Below are 17,254 nucleotides of genomic sequence, written 5' to 3' on the forward strand. Positions count from 1 at the left end.
TCACATCGCCGGCGGGCTGATGGTGATCGACGGGTCGTAGCGATAGACGGCCTTGGTCTCACTGGTCTGCCCGCCGACGGTGGCTTTGGTTTCGACGATGGCGGGCAGGTTCGTTGCCGGGTCGACGAACAACTGGTTGGTGCTGTCGACGCCCATCATCGACATGTCGTACTTGAACGCCTTGAGGTCGCGGCCGTCGACGTTCTGGGTGCCGAGGCATTCCGGCGCCTTGATCTGTTCGTTCATGGCGGCGACGTTCAGCACCGTCGCGGTGATCTGCGCGGCGACCGCTTCGGGCATTGCCGTCCAGCCCTGGCCGGCCATGTTGCTCCAGGCCTTGCCATCAAGCACGATCATCTCCTGCTTGAGGCCGCCCGTTTCGATGGTCGAATGGAAACCGCCGGGCGGCACGACGTTCGACGTCATCTTCATCTCTGGTGAGTCGACGCTCATCGCGTAGGGGCCGGAAGCCATGGAGCGGTTGAGAATATCCTTGATGTCGCTGAGGCAGTCGGCCTGGGCCGGCACCGTGAAGGCAAGGGCGGCGAATGCGGCAAGGGTGGCAATGCGCATGTGAGTCTCCGTTAAACCGGGGGACCCTGCGTCGCCGAGGATGAAGCGGTGATGAACGGCGGGGGCCGCACCGGATTTGCCTCGGTTCCGATGAACGCCCAACGTCGCATTGACCACTGACATGTCAGAGAACTAGAAAGCGCCAAGGTTTCTCCGGGGCGCACATGGCCAATCTCGACAAGTATCTCACCATCGAAGACCTGATGAAGGCCGCGAAGCGCCGTGTGCCCAAGATGTTCTTCGATTATGCGGACTCGGGTTCGTGGACCGAGAGCACCTATCGCGACAACACCACCGACTTCGAGAAGATCAAGCTTCGCCAGCGCGTGGCGGTCAATCTCGAGAACCGCAACCTCGCGACGACAATGATGGGCCAGCCTGTTTCCATGCCAGTTGCCATCGCCCCGGTCGGTTCGACCGGCATGCAGTCGGCCGACGGCGAGATCAAGGCGGCGCGGGCGGCGGAGAAGTTCGGCATCCCGTTCACACTCTCGACCATGGCGATCTGCTCGATCGAGGACGTGGCCGAGAACACCACCAAGCCGTTCTGGTTCCAGCTCTACGTGATGCGCGACAAGCCGTTCATCGAGCGGCTGATCGACCGCGCCAAGGCGGCCAAGTGCCCGGTGCTGGTATTGACCATGGACCTGCAGATCCTCGGGCAGCGCCACAAGGATATCCGCAACGGGCTGAAGGCGCCGCCGCCGATCACCCCGAAATTCCTGTTCGAGATTGCCACCAAGCCAGCTTGGGCCCTGGGCATGCTGGGCACCAAGCGGCGCACCTTCCGCAACATTGCCGGCCACGTTACCGAGGCGGTGGACCTGGCATCGCTCAGCCAGTGGACGGCGACGCAGTTCGACCTGACGCTGAACTGGAAGGATATCGCCTGGATCAAGAAGCGCTTCGGCGGTCCGGTGATCGTCAAGGGCATCCTCGATGCCGAGGACGCGCGCTTGGCGGTGGAGAACGGCGCCGACGGCATCATCGTCTCCAACCATGGCGGCCGGCAGCTCGACAGCGCGCCTTCGACCATCCGGGTGCTGCCCGAGATCGTCGATGCGGTGGGCAACCGGACCGAAGTGCTGATGGATTCCGGCATCCGCTCGGGCCAGGATGTGCTGAAGGCGCTGGCGCTCGGCGCCAAGGGCACCTTTGTCGGCCGCGCCATGGCGTTCGGGCTGGGCGCCGGCGGCGAGGCGGGCGTCACCCGGGCGCTGCAGATCATCAACAAGGAGATGGACGTCACCATGGCCCTGATGGGCGAGCGCGACGTCAAGAATATCGGGCTCCACAACATCTACTCGAACGACCTGCTGAAGCGGCAGGGCTATTGAACGGTCGCGGGCGGGGACCGCTCCCCGCCCGCAGCTTGTCAGGCGGTGACTGCCGCCTCGCGCTCGTCGGCGATCGCCCAGTTGTAGATGCAGCGATCGAGGCCGATGGCGATCTCGACCACCAGCACATCGATTTCGCGCGTCCCGCCCTTGCCGGTGACCACGGCCTTCTGCGGGAAATCGGTGCGGCGCGAGATGGAGGCGACCTCCATCCATTTGTCGCCGTTGTCCACTTCGATATCCATGGTGATCTCTGAATAGGCCGGCAGCCGGTCTGACGGAACGATGCGGGTCGGCAGCCGGGTCACCGCGGCGATCATGCGGCGCACCGGTTCGAGCACCGCCGTGTGGTAGTCGTTGGCGGTGTCGGCGGCATAGGCGCACTGGAACTCCATCTGCCAGAACTCTTTGAGCCGGACGTGCCGGGTCGACTGGTCCTGCTCGCGGCGGAACGACTTGCCGGCCTGCCAGACGCAGAAGGGCAGCCGCGTTCGGGCATGAGTGTTGAGCTGGTGCGTCATGTAGACATAGGTCGAGGGGGTGGTCTCGGGCCGAAGCACCAGCTCACGTTCGGTGTCGGAGCTGCGTTGCTGCAGGTAGACATCGTCCGCGCCGTAGGCGGATGAGATCAGTTCGCGCGGCGTCAGGATCGGCGCTTCGACGCGGCGGATGTCCCAGGCTGGGTTGATCGAGCGGAGGAGGACCGTCACCTCGGCCGAGATGTAGGAGATGGCGCTGTCGCGCAGGCGGATTTCGCGCTCGTTCCAATGGACGAGCCCGTTGGCGTCATAAAGGGAAAGCATGCTGCTCTCTCGTTCTAGCGGTATGGGGATGTGGTTCGGGCTTTACGTCTCCGGTGGGCGGAGACGGCGCACGCCGGACCCCCGCGTCTAACCGAAGACGCCCATACCTCGACGACCGGCGCCACGGAGCGCGGCCGGAACGGTGGATGCAGCAATGTTCAAAAGCTCGAACATGGGCGCGAACCTATGCGAGCGCGTGCCGCGGTGCAAGCACCAGCGTCAGACGCCCCAGGCGCCGCCCGGTGCGCCATCCGGACGCCAGGTGAGCTGCTGGTAGACTTTCTTTGCCACCGCCTGCATCTGCGCTTCGGGCAGGTCGCCGACCACCGTGCAGGTGATCTTGTCGTTGGCCCAGTAGAAGGCATCGAGGTTGTTGCGCGCCGTGAACTCCTTGTCGGTGCGGCGGTCGGGCAGGGCGGCGGTGATGTAGACGGTCACCCGCTCCTGTGCGGCATTCTCGTACATCAGCTGCGCGGCCGGGCCGGTGGGTTCCGCGCCATAGCCGGGCAGCAGCCGGCCGCCGACCAGAGTGAAGCCGTCGGCAGCAAGGTCGGGTGGATTGATCGGGCGTTCGACGCGGTTCGACAGCCACGACACCAGGTGATCCCTGTCGGCAGCGGCGACTTCGACGGCGTGGCGGTTCTCCTTGACGTAGAGCGCGTGTGCCGAGACCGCCGAGGCGATCAGTTCCTGGCGCGGCGGCGGGCTGAAGTAATCCCGGCCGGCCCAGCCGAGCGTGCCGCCCAGCGCCAGCGTCACCACTGCCGCGGCGGCGGCCTGCGACCAGCCGAAGCTGCGGGTGGCGGCGGGCGAGCGGGCGATCAGGTGCGGGTCGAGCCGCGATGGCACGGTCTCGTCGGCGGTGCTGCCGAACAGCGCGGTCAGCGCCTCGTTCTGGCGCCGCCAGTTGACCAGCTCGGCGGCCTTGTCGGGATGGGCAGCGAGCCAGGCTTCGACCTCGGCGGCCCGTTCCGGCGGCAGCTGGCCATCGACAAAGGCGTGCAGATCAGTTTCGGAAATGGGGGCGAGGTTCGTCATTTGACCGACCTCAATCTGGGTTCCTCGCCGCTGCCGGTCAACGCGCGCAACGCCGCACGGGCGCGGCCGAGGCGTGACATCAACGTGCCGGCGGGAATGCCGAGAACATCGGCGGCGTCCTGGTAGCTCATGCCTTCGAGCACGACCAGCAGCAGCGCCTCGCGCTGGTCGTCGGGCAGGCGGTCGATGGCGCGGGACATTTCGGCGAGGGCGATGCGGCCCGGCTGGGCCGGAGCCACCGCGGGTTCGGAAACAAGGCTGTCGATGGGAACGTGCTCTCCACGGCGGCGCTCGAAGCGAAGGTCGTTGCGCCACAGGTTGATAAGGATGCGGAACAGCCAGGCCTGCAGCGGCCCGGTGGGGGCGAACAGGCTCCGCTTGCGGATCGCCCTTTCGAGGCAATCCTGGACGAGGTCGTCGGCGCGGTCGGCATTGCGCGTCAGCGCGCGCGCATAGCGGCGCAACGCCGGAACCGTCGCCTCGATCTCATCCAGGAAGTCCATGTGGCTCTGGCCGGCTTACTTCTCGACGGCAGTGTGCCAGACCTCGCCGACCATGTCGCCGGTGGTGTCGCCGGGCTTCTCGTCCTTGACCCAGAAGTAGAGCGGCCAGCCCTTGTAAGCCCACATCTTGGAGCCGTCGGTGCGATCGACCAGGGTGAAATCGCCCTCGGGTTTGGCGCCGGCATCGGCGATCAGCGGGGGCCAGTTCTCAGCGCACTTGTCGTAGCAGTTGGTGACGCCGACGGCGTCCTTGTCGAAGGTGTAGAGCGTCATGTCGTTGGCGCCGACCAGCACTTCCTTGCCGCCGATCTCCATGGTCTTGATGGCGCCGCCGACATAATCCTCGGCGATGGCGGCGGTGGCGAACAGGGCGAGCGCGGCAGCGCCGAGCGTGACTGCAAGTTTCATGATGTCCCTCCGTTGGGCTTGGCGGGCACGGGCATTGGGCCGCGCCTCATTGTCTCCAACACCGCAGCTTGGGGTTTATTCCCGCGGCCGAACGATTTTCTCGAGGAATTTGATCACGCTGCTACAGCGTGGCTGTTCGCGGCGGGTGGACAGCCGCAGCGGCGCCTGTTCATCTAGACCCAAGGCCGGATGGGACGGCCAGGCATCAAGCCAAGGAGGACTACCTGAATGAAGAGGCGTGAATTCTTCAAGTCGGCCACCGCGATCACCGCCAGTGCCGCAGCAGCGACAACCCTTGCCGCACCGGCGCTGGCGCAGAGCCAGCCCAAGGTGAGCTGGCGGTTGGCATCGTCGTTCCCCAAGGGGCTCGATACCATCTATGGCGGCGGTGAAACGCTGGCGAAGTATGTGAGCGAGGCGACCGACGGGAATTTCACCATCGACGTGTTCGCGGCCGGCGAGATCGTACCGCCGTTCGAGGTGGTGGACGCGGTTTCGGCGGGCACGGTCGAGATGGCGCACACTGTCGGCTATTACTTCTCCGGCAAGGACGTCGCCTGGGCGGCACTGGCCGCCATCCCGTTCTCCCTCAATGCGCGTGGCATGAGCGCCTGGTACTACCACGGCGGCGGACTGGACCTGTCGAACGAGTTCTTCGCCAATTACAACATCGTCGGCTTCCCGTGCGGCAATACCGCCGCGCAGATGGGCGGCTGGTTCCGCAAGGAGATCAACTCGGTCGCGGACCTGCAGGGCCTCAAGATGCGGATCGGCTTTGCCGGGGCGATCATGAGCAAGCTCGGGGTCATTCCGACGCCGATGCCGGGTGGCGAAATCTACAACGCGCTGGAAAAGGGCACCCTCGATGCGGCCGAGTGGGTGGGGCCCTATGACGACGAGAAGCTCGGTTTCCAGAAGGTCGCGCCCTACTACTACTATCCGGGCTGGTGGGAAGGTGGCCCGACCGTGCATGCGCTCATCGGCAAGGCAAAGTTCGAGGAACTGCCGCCGGCCTACCAGTCGGTGCTGAAGACTGCCTGCCAGGCGACCAGCAACGACATGCTCGCCAAATACGACTACGTGAACCCGACGGCACTCAAGAAGCTGGTCGCGGCCGGAGCGCAGCTCAAGCCGTTCAGCCCGGAGATCATGGAAGCGGCCTTCAAGGCGTCGAACGAGGCCTATGCCGAGTTCGAGGCATCGAGCCCGGCGTTCAAGAAGATCTGGGGTTCCATCAAGGATTTCCGCAAGGACCACTACCTGTGGAACCAGGTGGCCGAACTCAACTTCGACGCGTTCCTGCAGGCCCAGCAGCGGGCCGGAACCCTCGAAGGCAACGCGATGTAAGCAAGCGGGAGGCGGTGGTACGAACCACCGCCTCCGTCCACCCGCCGTTCGGTGGTCGTCCCCGCGCAAGCGGGGATCTCTGTTTTTGGGGCGCCCATTGCAGGACGGAGGTTCCCGCTTTCGCGGGAATGATCCGGTGGGCGAGGCAGGGCCGCAGTTAGTTGAAGCTCGGCGGTGGTGGCGCCTCATAGCCCGGCGCGGGGGCGCCGAACGAGGGTGGAGGCGGCGCCTGGAACGTGGGGGACGGTACTGCCTCGCCGCCGGTGGGGGGCAGGACGATCTGCACGGTGTCGAGATCGACCTCCGGCGCCTTGTCGAGGAAGAAGGTCACCAGCTCGGGGAACGCGATGAGGATGCCGACCAGGATCAGCTGCAACACCAGCCAGGGGATCGCGCCCATGTAGATGTCGCGGGTCTTCACCTTGTCGCGGGGGACGATACCGCGCAGGTAGAACAGCGCGAAGCCGAAGGGCGGGTGCATGAAGCTGGTCTGCATGTTGGCGCAGATCATCACGCCGAACCAGACCAGGTTGATCCCCATGGCTTCGGCGACCGGCGCCAGCAGCGGGATGACGATGAAGGCGATCTCGAAGAAATCGAGGAAGAACGCCAACACGAAGATGAAGATGTTGACGAAGATCAGGAAGCCGACCACGCCGCCCGGCAGCTGAGACAGCATATGCTCGATCCAGTGACCGCCGCCGACGCCCTGGAAGACCAGGCTGAAGACGCGGGCGCCGAGCAGGATGAACACCACCATGGCCGTGAGCCGCATGGTCGAGTTCATCCCCTCCCACATCAGGCCCCAGCTCAGCCGGCGGTTGAACCAGGCGAGGAGAACGGCGCCGACGACGCCCATGGCGCCGGCTTCGGTCGGGGTGACAAGGCCAAGGATGATGGTGCCGAGCACGATGAAGATCAGCGCCAGGCTCGGCACCGTGCCGCGGATGATCTTCTTCCACAGCGGCCAGCCGCGCAGCGTGCGCGCCTCGGGTGGCAGGGCCGGCACATCCTCGGGACGGATGATCGACAGGATGAACACCCAGCCCATGAACAAGAGGACCTGGACGATCGAGGCGCCGGTGGCGCCGATATACATTTCGCCCGGCGAGCGCTGCAGCTGGTCGGCGAGCACGATCAGCACCAGGGAGGGCGGGATCAACTGCGTGATGGTGCCGGAGGCGGCGATGACGCCGGTGGCGTGGCGCACATTGTAGCCGTAGCGCATCATCACCGGCAGCGAGATCAGCCCCATGGCAATCACCGAGGCGGCGACCGTACCGGTGATGGCGCCGAGAATGGCGCCGACAATGATCACCGCATAGCTCAGCCCGCCGCGAATGCCGCCGAACAGCTGGCCGAAGCCATCGAGCAGATCCTCGGCGAGGCCGGATTTCTCGAGGATCACCCCCATGAAGGTGAAGAACGGAATCGCCAGCAGCAGCTCGTTACTGAGCACGCCGTAGAGCTGGTAGGTGAGGTTCCCCAGGAAGTTCGGCGCAATCAGCCCCAGCTCGATGGCGACGAGGCCGGAAAACAGGCCGATCGCCGCAAGCGAGAAGGCCGCCGGGTAGCCGATGATGAGAAACACCACCAGCCCGCCGAACATGATCGGCGCCATGTTTTCGCGGATCAGGTCGATCATTGCAGCGGCTTCTCGTAGGCGAACTCGCGGACATAGTCCGTGGTGAGCGCGGCAATGCACTTGATGATCTCGGCGATGCCCTGCAGCAGCAGCACGCTGAAGCCGAGCGGCAGCATCAACCGCACCGGCCAGCGCGGCAGGCCGCCGGCGGCGTTGGACATGATGTTCTGCGTCCAGGCCTGCAGGAACCACGGCCAGGTGAAGTAGATCAGAAGAATGCAAAGCGGCAAGAGGAAGAACAGCCCGCCGAGCAGGTCGATCCAGGTCCGCGCCTTCTCGCTGATGGCGCCGTAGAACAGATCGACGCGCACATGTTCGTTGAGCTTCAGCGTCCAGGCGCCGCCCAGCATCACCATGCCGCCGAACATGTACCAGACCGACTCGCTGAGCACGTTGGAGTACTGGGTGTAGAACCACACCAGACCGCCGAACACGCCGCCGCCATAGCTGCGCTCGAGCCAGATCATGCCGCTGATCGAATAGCGGAAAATCGCGTTGAAGGCCGAGACCAGTGCCGAGAACAGCACCAGCCAGATGGCGACAAGGCCGACCAGGCGGCTCAATTCATCGATAATGCGCGTGAAGCGCAAAGCCAGCGCCATTGGCGGTGGTTCCCCCGGCCCTCGTTCCTGTCCGGCCCGCTCTGCTGGCGAAGTCCAGACCGCAAGGCAACATGTGTCGGTAGGTCGCGTCAATCACTATGGAGACGGTTTGTTGTGGGTTGGTACATTTGACAAGAAAAATCGTCTATTGTAGCAACGCCAGATGCAGAACGAGACCCCGGCGCTGATCGAGGATGCAGGCAAGGCACGGCAGGCGATGACGCCGCTTCGGCTGAAGATGCTGGCGCTGCTGCGCCAGCCGGGTTCGGCGGCGACGCTGGCGGCAGCGCTGGAGTTGCCGCGGCAGAAGGTGGGCTATCACCTGCATGCGCTGGAGAAGGCAGGGCTGGTGGCGCCGGCCGGTGAGCGGCAGCGGCGGGGTTTCATCGAGCGGCTGTTTGTCGCCAAGGGTGGCTCGTTTGTAGTCGATCCGTCGATCTTCGGAGCGCCGCCCGCGGTGGAGAAGCAGGATCGGTTCGCCGCCGACCACCTGGTGGCGCGCTCGGCCGAGACTGTGCGTGAGGTGACGCGGATGCAGGCCGCCGCAGCGGACGAAGGCACGAGGCTCCTCACTTTCACCATCGAGGCGGATGTCGGCTTTGCCACGCCGCAGGATGTCGAGGTCTTTGCCGAGCGGCTGACCGCGATGCTGGCGGGGCTGGCCGGAGAGTTTGCGCCGAAAGGCGAGGGGCGGCGCTACCGCCTGCTGATCGGCGGGCACCCGGCGATCAAGGGCAAAGCGACCGGCACGGTCAATTGAGGAGCACGAGATGAGTGAGAAACAGGATCGTGTCATCGTCGAGATGACGATTGCCGCACCGGTCGAGACGGTGTGGGCGGCGCTGCGCGAGCCCGAGCAGTTGCTCAATTGGTTCGGTTGGGATGCCGATACCCTTCGCGACGAGATCAAGTTCATCTTCGAAGACCATGCCGAGGCGGACGAGGCCAACAGGGTCATCTCCTTCGGCGAGTACGAGGGGGTCGCCGACCGGGTCGAGCTCCGCGCGGCGCCCGGCGGCACGGTGCTGCGCGTGGTGCGCAGCGGCCCGGTCTCCGCTGACTGGAACGCCTTCTACGAGGACACCTGGGAGGGCTGGACCACGTTCTTCCAGCAGTTGCGGTTCCTGCTCGAGCGGCATCCGGGGGCGAAGCGACGGACGCTGTTCCTCTCCGGGCGGCTGGAGGCGCCCGGTGCCCTGCCGGTCGCGGCACTCGGTTTGGAAGCGCTGTGGAATGCCGCGGGCGGCAGCAAGGCATCATTCGCTCTGCCGCTAGGCGAAACGGTCACCGGCACCGTCTGGCACCACAGCAACCGCCAGGTGGCGATGAGCGTCGCTGGCTGGGGCGACGGGCTGATGGTGATCACCGACCAGCCGGCGCCCAATGCCGGGCCCAATGGCGGCGGCACCGCGCTGCTGACGACGTTTGGGTTGTCCGATGAGGTGTTCGCGGCGCTGGAGCAGCGCTGGACGGCGTGGTGGCGGCAGCGGTTTGTGAAGGTGGGGTAACTAGGGCACTTCGATGCCCAACCCACGGTGTCACCCCGGCGAAGGCCGGGGCCTATCCTGAGGTGGGGCAGTTCTGCGCAAGAGCCGGACTATCTCAGGATGGATCCCGGCCTGCGCCGGGATGACATCGCGTTTGTATAAGCGTTGGGGCGATCAGCCCTCCAGCCAGTGCACCTGTTCCGGCGTCAGCTTGATGTCGAAGGCGTTCATGCTGTCGTCGAGTTCGCCGAGTTTGCGCGGACCGATCAGCGGGATGGACGGGAAGTCCTGGGCCAGCACATAGGCGAGGGCCACGTGGATCGGGCTCTTGCCGAGCTTGGTGGCCAGTTCGATCGCCCGGTCGCGGCGGACGAAGTTCTGCTCGTTGTACCAGACGCGGACCATCTCCTCGTTGTCGCGCTTGTCGCGGCCGGCGAGGTCGGTGAAGAAGCCGCGGGCCTGGCTCGACCACGAGAAGTTCGGGATCTGCCGATCCTTCAGCCACTGCTTCCACTCTGGTGTCGACGAGGTGACGCAGCCGGCCCAGATCGGGTCGAGCATCTCGGCGAGGGCGAAGTTGTTGGAGAGCGCCCCCGGCCGCTGCTTGCCGTGCTTGTCGGCATAGGCAATGGCCTCATCGAAACGCTCGCGGGTCCAGTTCGAACCACCGAACGGCCCGCGGATGCGGCCCTTCTTCACCTCGGCATCCATGGCGTCGACGAACTCGCCGACCGGCACGTCGAGATTGTCGCGGTGCATGAAGTAGACGTCGACATAGTCGGTCTGCAGCCGATCGAGCGACTGGGTCAGTTGCTTGGAGATCACGTCCGGGTAGACCAGCGGGCTATGGGCGCCCTTGCCGATCACCACGGCCTCTTCGCGCACGCCGCGCGACTTCTGCCACTCGCCGAACAGTTTTTCGGTATAGCCGCCGGCATAGATGAAGGCGGTGTCGAAGATGTTGCCGCCCTTTTCCCAGAACGCATCGAGCAGGATGGCGCCGGAAGCGAAGGTGCGGAAATCCTCAAAGCCAAGGGCAACAGCCGAAGCCGGCTTCCTGACACCCGGGATGCTGCGCTTGGGGATCACCGTGCCACCGGACTTGAGCGGGCGGCCCGACAGCGTGTTGATGCGACGGGTCGACTTCTCGATCGTGAACTCGATGCCGGCATCGGCGCGCCACTTGTCGAGGGCGCGGGCCTGGCCGAGGCTGTCGGCCCAGGTCATGCCCGGCGCGGTCAGCTCCTGCCGGCCGGCAAGGATCGCTTCGGCAGCAGCGTCGGCCTCGAACGAGAACAGGTGCTTCTGCTTGCCGACGCTGATCGTCTCGCGGCTGCCGTCATTGCGGATGATGTCGATCTTGCCGTCACCGCCTTCGCGCCCGCCATCGGCGAACCAGAAGTTCGGCACTTCGATGCGGCCATCGGAGCCGAGGATGCGCAGCACGTTGTCCTGGTTGACGAACACCGAGCAGCTGACTTCGGCAATGATGCCGTTCTCGAACTGCAGCAGCGCCGCGGCCCAGTCATCGGTGCCCTCGGCGTTGAGGCGGGCCATGCCGGACACCTTCACCGGATCGGCGAACGGCCGGCCGAGCGAGGCGCCGGCGATGAAGCGCGACATCGAGACCGGATAGCCGCCGACATCGAGGATGCCGCCGCCGGCGAGTTCGGAGGCGAAGATGCGGTGGTCGGGGATGAACTTGCCCATCTGGAAGCCGAAGCTCGACTTGATGGCGCGCACCTCACCGATGGTGCCGGAGTTCACCAGTTCCCAGAGCTTCTGGGTCTGCGGGTGGAGCCGGTACATGAAGGCTTCGCCGACGAAGGTGCCGGCCTTCCTGTGCGCGTGGATCACCGCGTCGACTTCGAAGGCGGTGAGCGCCATCGGCTTTTCGACCAGCACATGCTTGCCGGCTTCGGCCGCCTTGATCGCCCACTCGGCATGGCCGGTATGGGGCAAAGCGAGATAGACCGCATCGACGTTGGGGTCGGCGAGCAGCGCGTCATAGCCATGGATGACGCGGGCGCCCGGGAAGTCCTCGGCGAGGCCGGGCTTGTTCGGGTTGCGGGTGGCGATCGCTTCTAGCGTGCCCAGCCGCGAGTCCTTGAGGCCGCGGGTGAAGTCCTTGGCGATGGCGCCGGGGCCGATGATCCCCCAGCGGATGGGGGCCTGAATGGTCATGATACTCTCCTCAAGAAATCGGGCCCAGCGGCAGCGATTCCCGCCGCCAAGGCAAGTTGCGGTTGGTAGCTATTTCACCGCGCCCAGCATGCCTTCGACGAAACGGCGCTGGAGCAGGAAGAAGATGATGAGCGTCGGCAGCGTGGCGAGGATCGTGCCGAACAGGATCATGCCGAAGTCGGGGGTATAGGACGAGGTCAGCGACGAGATGACGAGCGTCGCCGTCTTCTGCTCGGGCTTGTTGAGCACGATCAGCGGCCACAGGTAGTTGTTCCAGTTGGCCATGAACACGATGATGATGGCGGCCGCATAGGTCGAGCGCATCGTGGGCAGGTAGATGTAGAAGAAGATCTGCCACTCATTGAGCCCATCCACCCGTGCCGCGTCGCGCAGTTCGCCGGGGAAGGCCTTCGTCGCCTGGCGGAAGTAGAAGATGATGAAGATCGAGGCGATGCCGGGCAGCACCACTGCCGCCACCGTGCCGACGAGCTTGAACGATGAGATCATCACGAACAGCGGCACCATCAGCGCCGCGAACGGGATCGACAGCAGCAGCAGCATCAGCGTGAAGATGCGTTCGCGGAACCTCGACCGGAACATCTCGAAGCCATAGCCGGCGAGCGATGAGATGGCGAGCGTCAGCACGGTGCCGACCAGCGCGATGAAGGCCGAGTTCCAGAAGATGCGCGGGGCATCGACCGTGGCGAAGAAGTTGGCGGCGTTGACGAACAGCTGGTCGCCGAACGTCGCCTTGCCGATGCCGATATCGACCGAGCGGTTGGTAGCGCCCACGACCATCCAGAAGAACGGGAAGATCGAGACGAAAGCCGCAAGGCTCAGCAGCAGGTACTTGATGGTGCGGGCGACAAAGCTCGGCAGGTTGAACGATCGCGTGCGGCGCTCGACCCGGGACGTAGCGAGGGGAAGGGCCTGATCGGTCATTTGCTGCGATCCCGTGCGATGACGAACTGCAGGAAGCTGAGAACGGCAACGAGCAGCACGATGACCCAGGAAACCGTGGCCGAGTAGCCGAAGCTGGGCATGAACTTGAAGGTCAGGTTGTAGATGTAGAGCGAGAGCGTCAGCGTCGAGTCCGAGGGGCCGCCCTGGGTGATGTTGTTGACCTCGTCGAACAGCTGCAGTGTGCCGATGGTCGAAATGATGGTGGTGAACAGGATCACCGGCTTCAGCATCGGCACGGTAATCTGCCAGAACTGCTGCCACCCCGAGGCGCCATCGATGCGGGCCGCTTCGTAGATCGAGCGGTCGACGTTCTGCAGCGCCGCCAGGTAGAACACCATGTTGTAGCCGGTCCAGCGCCAGGTGATGGCGATGATGATCAGGATCTTGGCCCAGAACGGATCCTGCAACCAGTGGATCGGCTCCTGGATGATCCACACCGCCATCAGCATCTTGTTGACGATGCCGTCGGTGGCGAACATCGACTTGAACAGGGTCGAGTAGGCGATCAGCGAGGTGACGCAGGGCAGGAAGATCGCCGTGCGGAAGAAGCCGCGGAAGCGCAGCTTGGGATCGTTCAGCGCCACTGCTGCCAGCAGCGCCAAGAGGATCATGATTGGCACCTGCACGACCAGGAAGGTCAGGGTGTTGACCAGCGCGCGGATGAACACCGGATCCTTGGTCAGGCGAACGATGTTGGCGAAACCGCCGAAATTGAAGTTCATCCCCTTGCCGACCTGGAAGCTCATCCAGAGCGACCACAGGATCGGATAGAGCATGAAGATGCCGAGCAGCACGAGGGCGGGCGCGATGAACGTCCAGCCGGTGATGTGCTCGGTTCGGCCAAGTCTTGCGTTTGCCATGCCAACTCCCCGACAGGCGACTACACAACAGCTGCCGGTCGCGCTCCGGCGCGGGAGGGCGACCGCCAATGGGAGGAGGCGGGGCGTGTGGCCCCGCCTCCGCACCCGTTACTGCATCTGCTGGCTGGCCTGGTCGTTGATGGCCTTGAGCGCGTCGTCGACGCTGCCGCCCTGGGTGATGGCGGGAAGCTGGGCAACCACGGCCGCATCCACTTCGGCGGTATAGATGCCATAGTCGATGCTGGGGATCTTGGCCTGCCACTCGGAGAAATTCGCCCACACCGGCTGGCCGCCGAAGAAGTCGTCCGAGGCCTTGTAGGCATCGCCGGCCGAAGCCGGGAGCCAGGTGCTGAACGCGCCCTGGCCGATGAGAATCTTCTGGTAGAAGTCGACGTCGGTCGCCCAAACGGACTTCAGGAAGTCGACGGCGGCATCCTTGCCGGCGCCCGACGACAGCACATACCAGCTCGAGCCGCCTTCGTTGGAGTAGCCCGTGGCGCCCTCGACGCCTTCGAGCTTGGGAATGGGCGCCACGCCCCACTTGCCGGCCTGGTCGGGCTGCGACTTGATCGTGCCGGTCATCCACACGCCGTTGAGCGCGACGGCGGTTTCACCCGAGGTGAAGGCGCCGGTGAACTCGGTCCAGCCGGAGGCGGGCTTGACGATATCGGCCTGCCAGATCTTGGCGTAGGTCTCGAGCGCGGCCTTCAGCGGCTTGTTGTCGACGATGTTGAGACTGCCGTCGGTGTTGAAATACCAGGCGCCGGCCGACTGCATCATGATGCGGATGAGGCCGCTGCCGTTGAGATCGAGGGCAATGAGGTTATGGCCGGTCTTGGCCTTCACGTCCTTACCGATCTGGATGAACTTGTCCCAGGTCAGGTCCTTGAGAGCGTCGGCTTCGTAGCCGGCTTCCTTGAGGTAGTCGGCGCGGTAGAACAGCCCGGTGACGCCGGAGTCGAAGGGCAGCGAGTAGGATTTGCCGTCATGGGTGGCGGCAGCGACCTTGTAGGGCGCGAAGGCGGTCATATCGATCGAGTCGGACAGCGGCACGAAGGCGCCCGGGAAGGACTGCAGGTACTTTTGCGCCACGTCGTCCTGGATCAGGACGATGTCGGGCAGGCCGGTGGTGTCGCCGGCGAGCAGCTGGGTCTGCAGCTTCTGGCGGATATCCTCCTGCTGCATGCTGTCGTCGATCTTGATGGTCACATCCGGATGCGACGGGGCATAGCGCGACGCGGCTTCCTTCATGGCAGCGCCGTTGAAATTGGTATCCCAGGCCCAGACGGTGACATCGACGGCCATGGCCGCCGTCATGGTGAGCACGGAGACGCCGGCGGCTGCGGCAATGGCGAGCGCGTGGCGCCAGCGCGATGCGGTGGTGGTCATATATTCCTCCCGTTTTCATTTGGCTCACCTTGGGCAAGCGTGGTTAGAATATGCGACCAAAGGCGCATGTCCGCGACAAAGGGAAACTCGACTTGGCGGAAAGTAAGGTGCAGCAGCGGCCGGTGTACCAACCCAACGCCAGCAGCGTTGAGGCCCACCCGACGATCCTTTCAACCTTCCACAACCACCCGCTCGTGATGCTGAAGCCGCACTGGCACGCGCAGGTGGAGGTCAACTTCATCGTCGCCGGCACGGTGCATTACCGCATGCACACGCACGAGCTGACGCTGACGGCGGGGCAGATGGTGCTGTTCTGGGGTGGTCTGCCGCACCAGATGTACGATCTCTCCGACGATGCGATCTATGCCGGGGCGCATCTGCCGCTGATGCACTTCTTCCGGCTGCGGCTGCCCGAGGACGTGCCGCACCAGCTGATGCAGGGCACGACGCTGTTGAGTTGCACCCCCGATGATTCCGACGCGCATAATTTCGCACGCTGGAATCGCTATGCGCGCTCGGGCGATGCGGTGAAGGCGCAGCATGCGGTCGACGAGCTGCTGCTGCGGCTGGAGCGGGTGCGGTTCGAGCCCTACCAACTGGTCGGCAACAGCAAGGCGCCCGGGCACGCGGTGGAAACCGCCGAAGTGCAGTCGTCGCGCAATGTCGGGAGGATGTGCGACTACATCGCCGAGAATTTCCTGCACGAGATCGACTCGGTCGATATCGCGCGGGCGGCGAACCTTCATCCGAAATACGCCATGAGCATCTTCAAGCGCTCCACCGGCATGACGCTCAACGAGTATGTCAGCCTGTTGCGGCTCAGCTACGCCCAGGCGCTGCTGCTGCGCGACGATGCCAACGTGCTGCGCGTCGCGATGGAATCCGGGTTCGGCTCGCTCAGCGCCTTCAACAAATCGTTCCGCAAGATTGCCGGCATGTCGCCGTCGGATTTCCGGCGCGACGCCTTCATCCCCGGCGCGCTCGCCTCCTGAGCTTGAACTTTCGCGCATCGGCATTGTAACGATGCAGCAATTGTAGCTCGGGGATACGCAATGTTCGTAGTGGGTGGCGAAAGCCTGATCGACCTGATTTCGGAGCCGGTCGGGGTCGATGGCGTCATCCGCCTCGTGGCGCACCAGGGCGGCTCGCCGTACAACTGCGCCATCGCGCTCAGTAAGCTCGGCAATGACACTGGCTTTCTCTGCCCGATCAGCACCGATGGCTTCGGCACCTACCTGTTGGCGCCGCTGGCGGAAGCCGGGGTGAAGCCGCTGCTCGCGGAGCGGGTGGAAGCCTACACGACGCTGGCGGTGGTGACCTTCGATGCCAAGAAGAGCGCGCAGTACGGCTTTTACCGCAATGCCGATCGCGCCTTCACCCGCGAGGCGCTGATCGCCGCACTGCCGCAACAGCTCGAGGCGTTCCAGGTCGGCGGCTTCTGCCCGATCGAACCCGAGGACGCGGCGATCTGGCTGGATGTGGCCAAGGAAGCGGCGCGGCGGGGTGCGACGCTGACCATGGATCCCAATGTCCGGCCGTCGCTGGTGCCGGATTTTGCCGGCTACAAGGCACGTCTCTCGAGTTTCCTCGACATCGTCAACCTGGTGAAGGTGTCGATCGAGGATCTGGCTTCGCTGGAGCAGAGCCGCGCCGTGCGCGCCACCGAGCTGACCTCGGCCGAGGTCGAGGCGCTGGTGAAAAAGTACACCGCCGATTTCCTCGGCCGGGCCAATTGCGAGCTGGTGATCGTCACCTTCGGCGATGAGGGCAGCCGGGCGTTCAGCAGATCCGGTTCGGCGAAGCAGGGCGTTTACCCGGCGGTGCCGTTCGGCGACACGGTGGGGGCGGGCGACACGCTGATGGCGGCGGTGCTGACGCTGCTTAACGAGCAGGGCAACCTCAAGCCGGGCAAGCTCGGGGCGATGGACGATGCAGCGCTCGCGACGATGCTGCGCTTTGGCGCGGTGGCGGCAGGGCTCAACTGCCAGTTCGTCGGTTGCCATCCGCCGACCCGCGGCGAAGTCGACGCGGTGCTGGCCAAGGGCTAGCCGCCGCGACGCGCGGATGGTGGGCCGGCAAGGCCGGCTGGCGAACGCCATGGTTCAACCCACACCG

17 protein-coding genes are annotated in these 17,254 nt (G+C 64.8%); 6 read left to right on the forward strand and 11 right to left on the reverse strand.

All coding sequences use genetic code 11. From position 1 onward, the window contains the following. Complete coding sequence (locus AC1ROK_RS18400; RefSeq protein ID WP_492849562.1) at positions 1–573, reverse strand: hypothetical protein; 573 nt, start codon at positions 571–573, stop codon at positions 1–3. Positions 574–737: 164 nt separating this feature from the next. On the opposite strand from AC1ROK_RS18400, the gene AC1ROK_RS18405 reads away from it, so the two are divergent. Next, the gene (locus AC1ROK_RS18405; RefSeq protein WP_492849564.1) at positions 738–1,910 is read left to right on the forward strand and encodes an alpha-hydroxy acid oxidase; all 1,173 of its coding nucleotides are present in this window, start codon (positions 738–740) and stop codon (positions 1,908–1,910) included. A gap of 38 nt (positions 1,911–1,948) precedes the next feature. Here the strand turns inward: AC1ROK_RS18405 and AC1ROK_RS18410 are convergent, their stop codons facing one another. The 4 genes from AC1ROK_RS18410 to AC1ROK_RS18425 form a co-directional block, all read right to left on the reverse strand. Further along, the gene (locus AC1ROK_RS18410) at positions 1,949–2,713 is read right to left on the reverse strand and encodes an aminoacyl--tRNA ligase-related protein (RefSeq protein WP_492849566.1); all 765 of its coding nucleotides are present in this window, start codon (positions 2,711–2,713) and stop codon (positions 1,949–1,951) included. 219 nt (positions 2,714–2,932) lie between these two features. Then, positions 2,933–3,751: an anti-sigma factor family protein gene (locus AC1ROK_RS18415; RefSeq protein WP_492849568.1), complete on the reverse strand. Its 819-nt coding sequence runs from the start codon at positions 3,749–3,751 to the stop codon at positions 2,933–2,935. Next, on the reverse strand, positions 3,748–4,254 hold the full coding sequence (locus AC1ROK_RS18420) for a sigma-70 family RNA polymerase sigma factor (protein ID WP_436092050.1): 507 nt from the start codon (positions 4,252–4,254) through the stop codon (positions 3,748–3,750). The genes AC1ROK_RS18415 and AC1ROK_RS18420 overlap by 4 nt, the downstream gene beginning before the upstream one ends. A 15-nt stretch (positions 4,255–4,269) precedes the next feature. Further along, on the reverse strand, positions 4,270–4,662 hold the full coding sequence (locus AC1ROK_RS18425; protein ID WP_055882892.1) for a COG4315 family predicted lipoprotein: 393 nt from the start codon (positions 4,660–4,662) through the stop codon (positions 4,270–4,272). 228 nt (positions 4,663–4,890) lie between these two features. Between AC1ROK_RS18425 and AC1ROK_RS18430 the strand changes: the two genes are divergently transcribed. Further along, complete coding sequence (locus tag AC1ROK_RS18430; RefSeq protein ID WP_492849571.1) at positions 4,891–6,009, forward strand: TRAP transporter substrate-binding protein; 1,119 nt, start codon at positions 4,891–4,893, stop codon at positions 6,007–6,009. 157 nt (positions 6,010–6,166) lie between these two features. On the opposite strand, the gene AC1ROK_RS18435 is transcribed toward AC1ROK_RS18430, so the two are convergent. Continuing rightward, on the reverse strand, positions 6,167–7,654 hold the full coding sequence (locus AC1ROK_RS18435; RefSeq protein ID WP_492849573.1) for a TRAP transporter large permease: 1,488 nt from the start codon (positions 7,652–7,654) through the stop codon (positions 6,167–6,169). Continuing rightward, the gene (locus AC1ROK_RS18440; protein WP_492849574.1) at positions 7,651–8,256 is read right to left on the reverse strand and encodes a TRAP transporter small permease subunit; all 606 of its coding nucleotides are present in this window, start codon (positions 8,254–8,256) and stop codon (positions 7,651–7,653) included. The genes AC1ROK_RS18435 and AC1ROK_RS18440 overlap by 4 nt, the downstream gene beginning before the upstream one ends. Before the next feature lie 163 nt (positions 8,257–8,419). Between AC1ROK_RS18440 and AC1ROK_RS18445 the strand changes: the two genes are divergently transcribed. After that, a complete protein-coding gene (locus AC1ROK_RS18445) occupies positions 8,420–9,016 on the forward strand; it encodes a helix-turn-helix domain-containing protein (protein ID WP_492849576.1) in 597 nt (198 codons plus the stop codon). A gap of 10 nt (positions 9,017–9,026) precedes the next feature. Further along, on the forward strand, positions 9,027–9,764 hold the full coding sequence (locus AC1ROK_RS18450) for an SRPBCC family protein (RefSeq protein WP_492849577.1): 738 nt from the start codon (positions 9,027–9,029) through the stop codon (positions 9,762–9,764). 153 nt (positions 9,765–9,917) lie between these two features. Here AC1ROK_RS18450 and AC1ROK_RS18455 read toward each other — a convergent pair whose 3' ends face one another. The 4 genes from AC1ROK_RS18455 to AC1ROK_RS18470 all read right to left on the reverse strand — a co-directional run bounded on the left by AC1ROK_RS18455 (position 9,918) and on the right by AC1ROK_RS18470 (position 15,139). After that, the gene (locus AC1ROK_RS18455) at positions 9,918–11,927 is read right to left on the reverse strand and encodes an aldo/keto reductase (protein ID WP_492849579.1); all 2,010 of its coding nucleotides are present in this window, start codon (positions 11,925–11,927) and stop codon (positions 9,918–9,920) included. A gap of 69 nt (positions 11,928–11,996) precedes the next feature. After that, positions 11,997–12,869 carry a carbohydrate ABC transporter permease gene (locus AC1ROK_RS18460; protein WP_492849581.1) on the reverse strand — a complete coding sequence of 291 codons (873 nt, stop codon included), beginning with the start codon at positions 12,867–12,869 and terminating at the stop codon, positions 11,997–11,999. Beyond that, positions 12,866–13,750: a carbohydrate ABC transporter permease gene (locus tag AC1ROK_RS18465; RefSeq protein ID WP_492849583.1), complete on the reverse strand. Its 885-nt coding sequence runs from the start codon at positions 13,748–13,750 to the stop codon at positions 12,866–12,868. Before AC1ROK_RS18465 ends, AC1ROK_RS18460 begins: the two co-directional genes overlap by 4 nt. Positions 13,751–13,858: 108 nt before the next feature. Beyond that, positions 13,859–15,139 (reverse strand): ABC transporter substrate-binding protein, encoded by a 1,281-nt coding sequence (locus AC1ROK_RS18470; protein ID WP_492849585.1) that lies wholly within the window; start codon positions 15,137–15,139, stop codon positions 13,859–13,861. Between the two features lie 107 nt (positions 15,140–15,246). Between AC1ROK_RS18470 and AC1ROK_RS18475 the strand changes: the two genes are divergently transcribed. Next, the gene (locus tag AC1ROK_RS18475; RefSeq protein ID WP_492850010.1) at positions 15,247–16,131 is read left to right on the forward strand and encodes a helix-turn-helix domain-containing protein; all 885 of its coding nucleotides are present in this window, start codon (positions 15,247–15,249) and stop codon (positions 16,129–16,131) included. A gap of 60 nt (positions 16,132–16,191) precedes the next feature. Beyond that, positions 16,192–17,187 carry a carbohydrate kinase family protein gene (locus AC1ROK_RS18480; protein ID WP_492849587.1) on the forward strand — a complete coding sequence of 332 codons (996 nt, stop codon included), beginning with the start codon at positions 16,192–16,194 and terminating at the stop codon, positions 17,185–17,187. Positions 17,188–17,254 lie beyond the last annotated feature (67 nt).

The sequence above is a fragment of the Devosia sp. GW821-FHT12F11 genome (assembly GCF_058806655.1).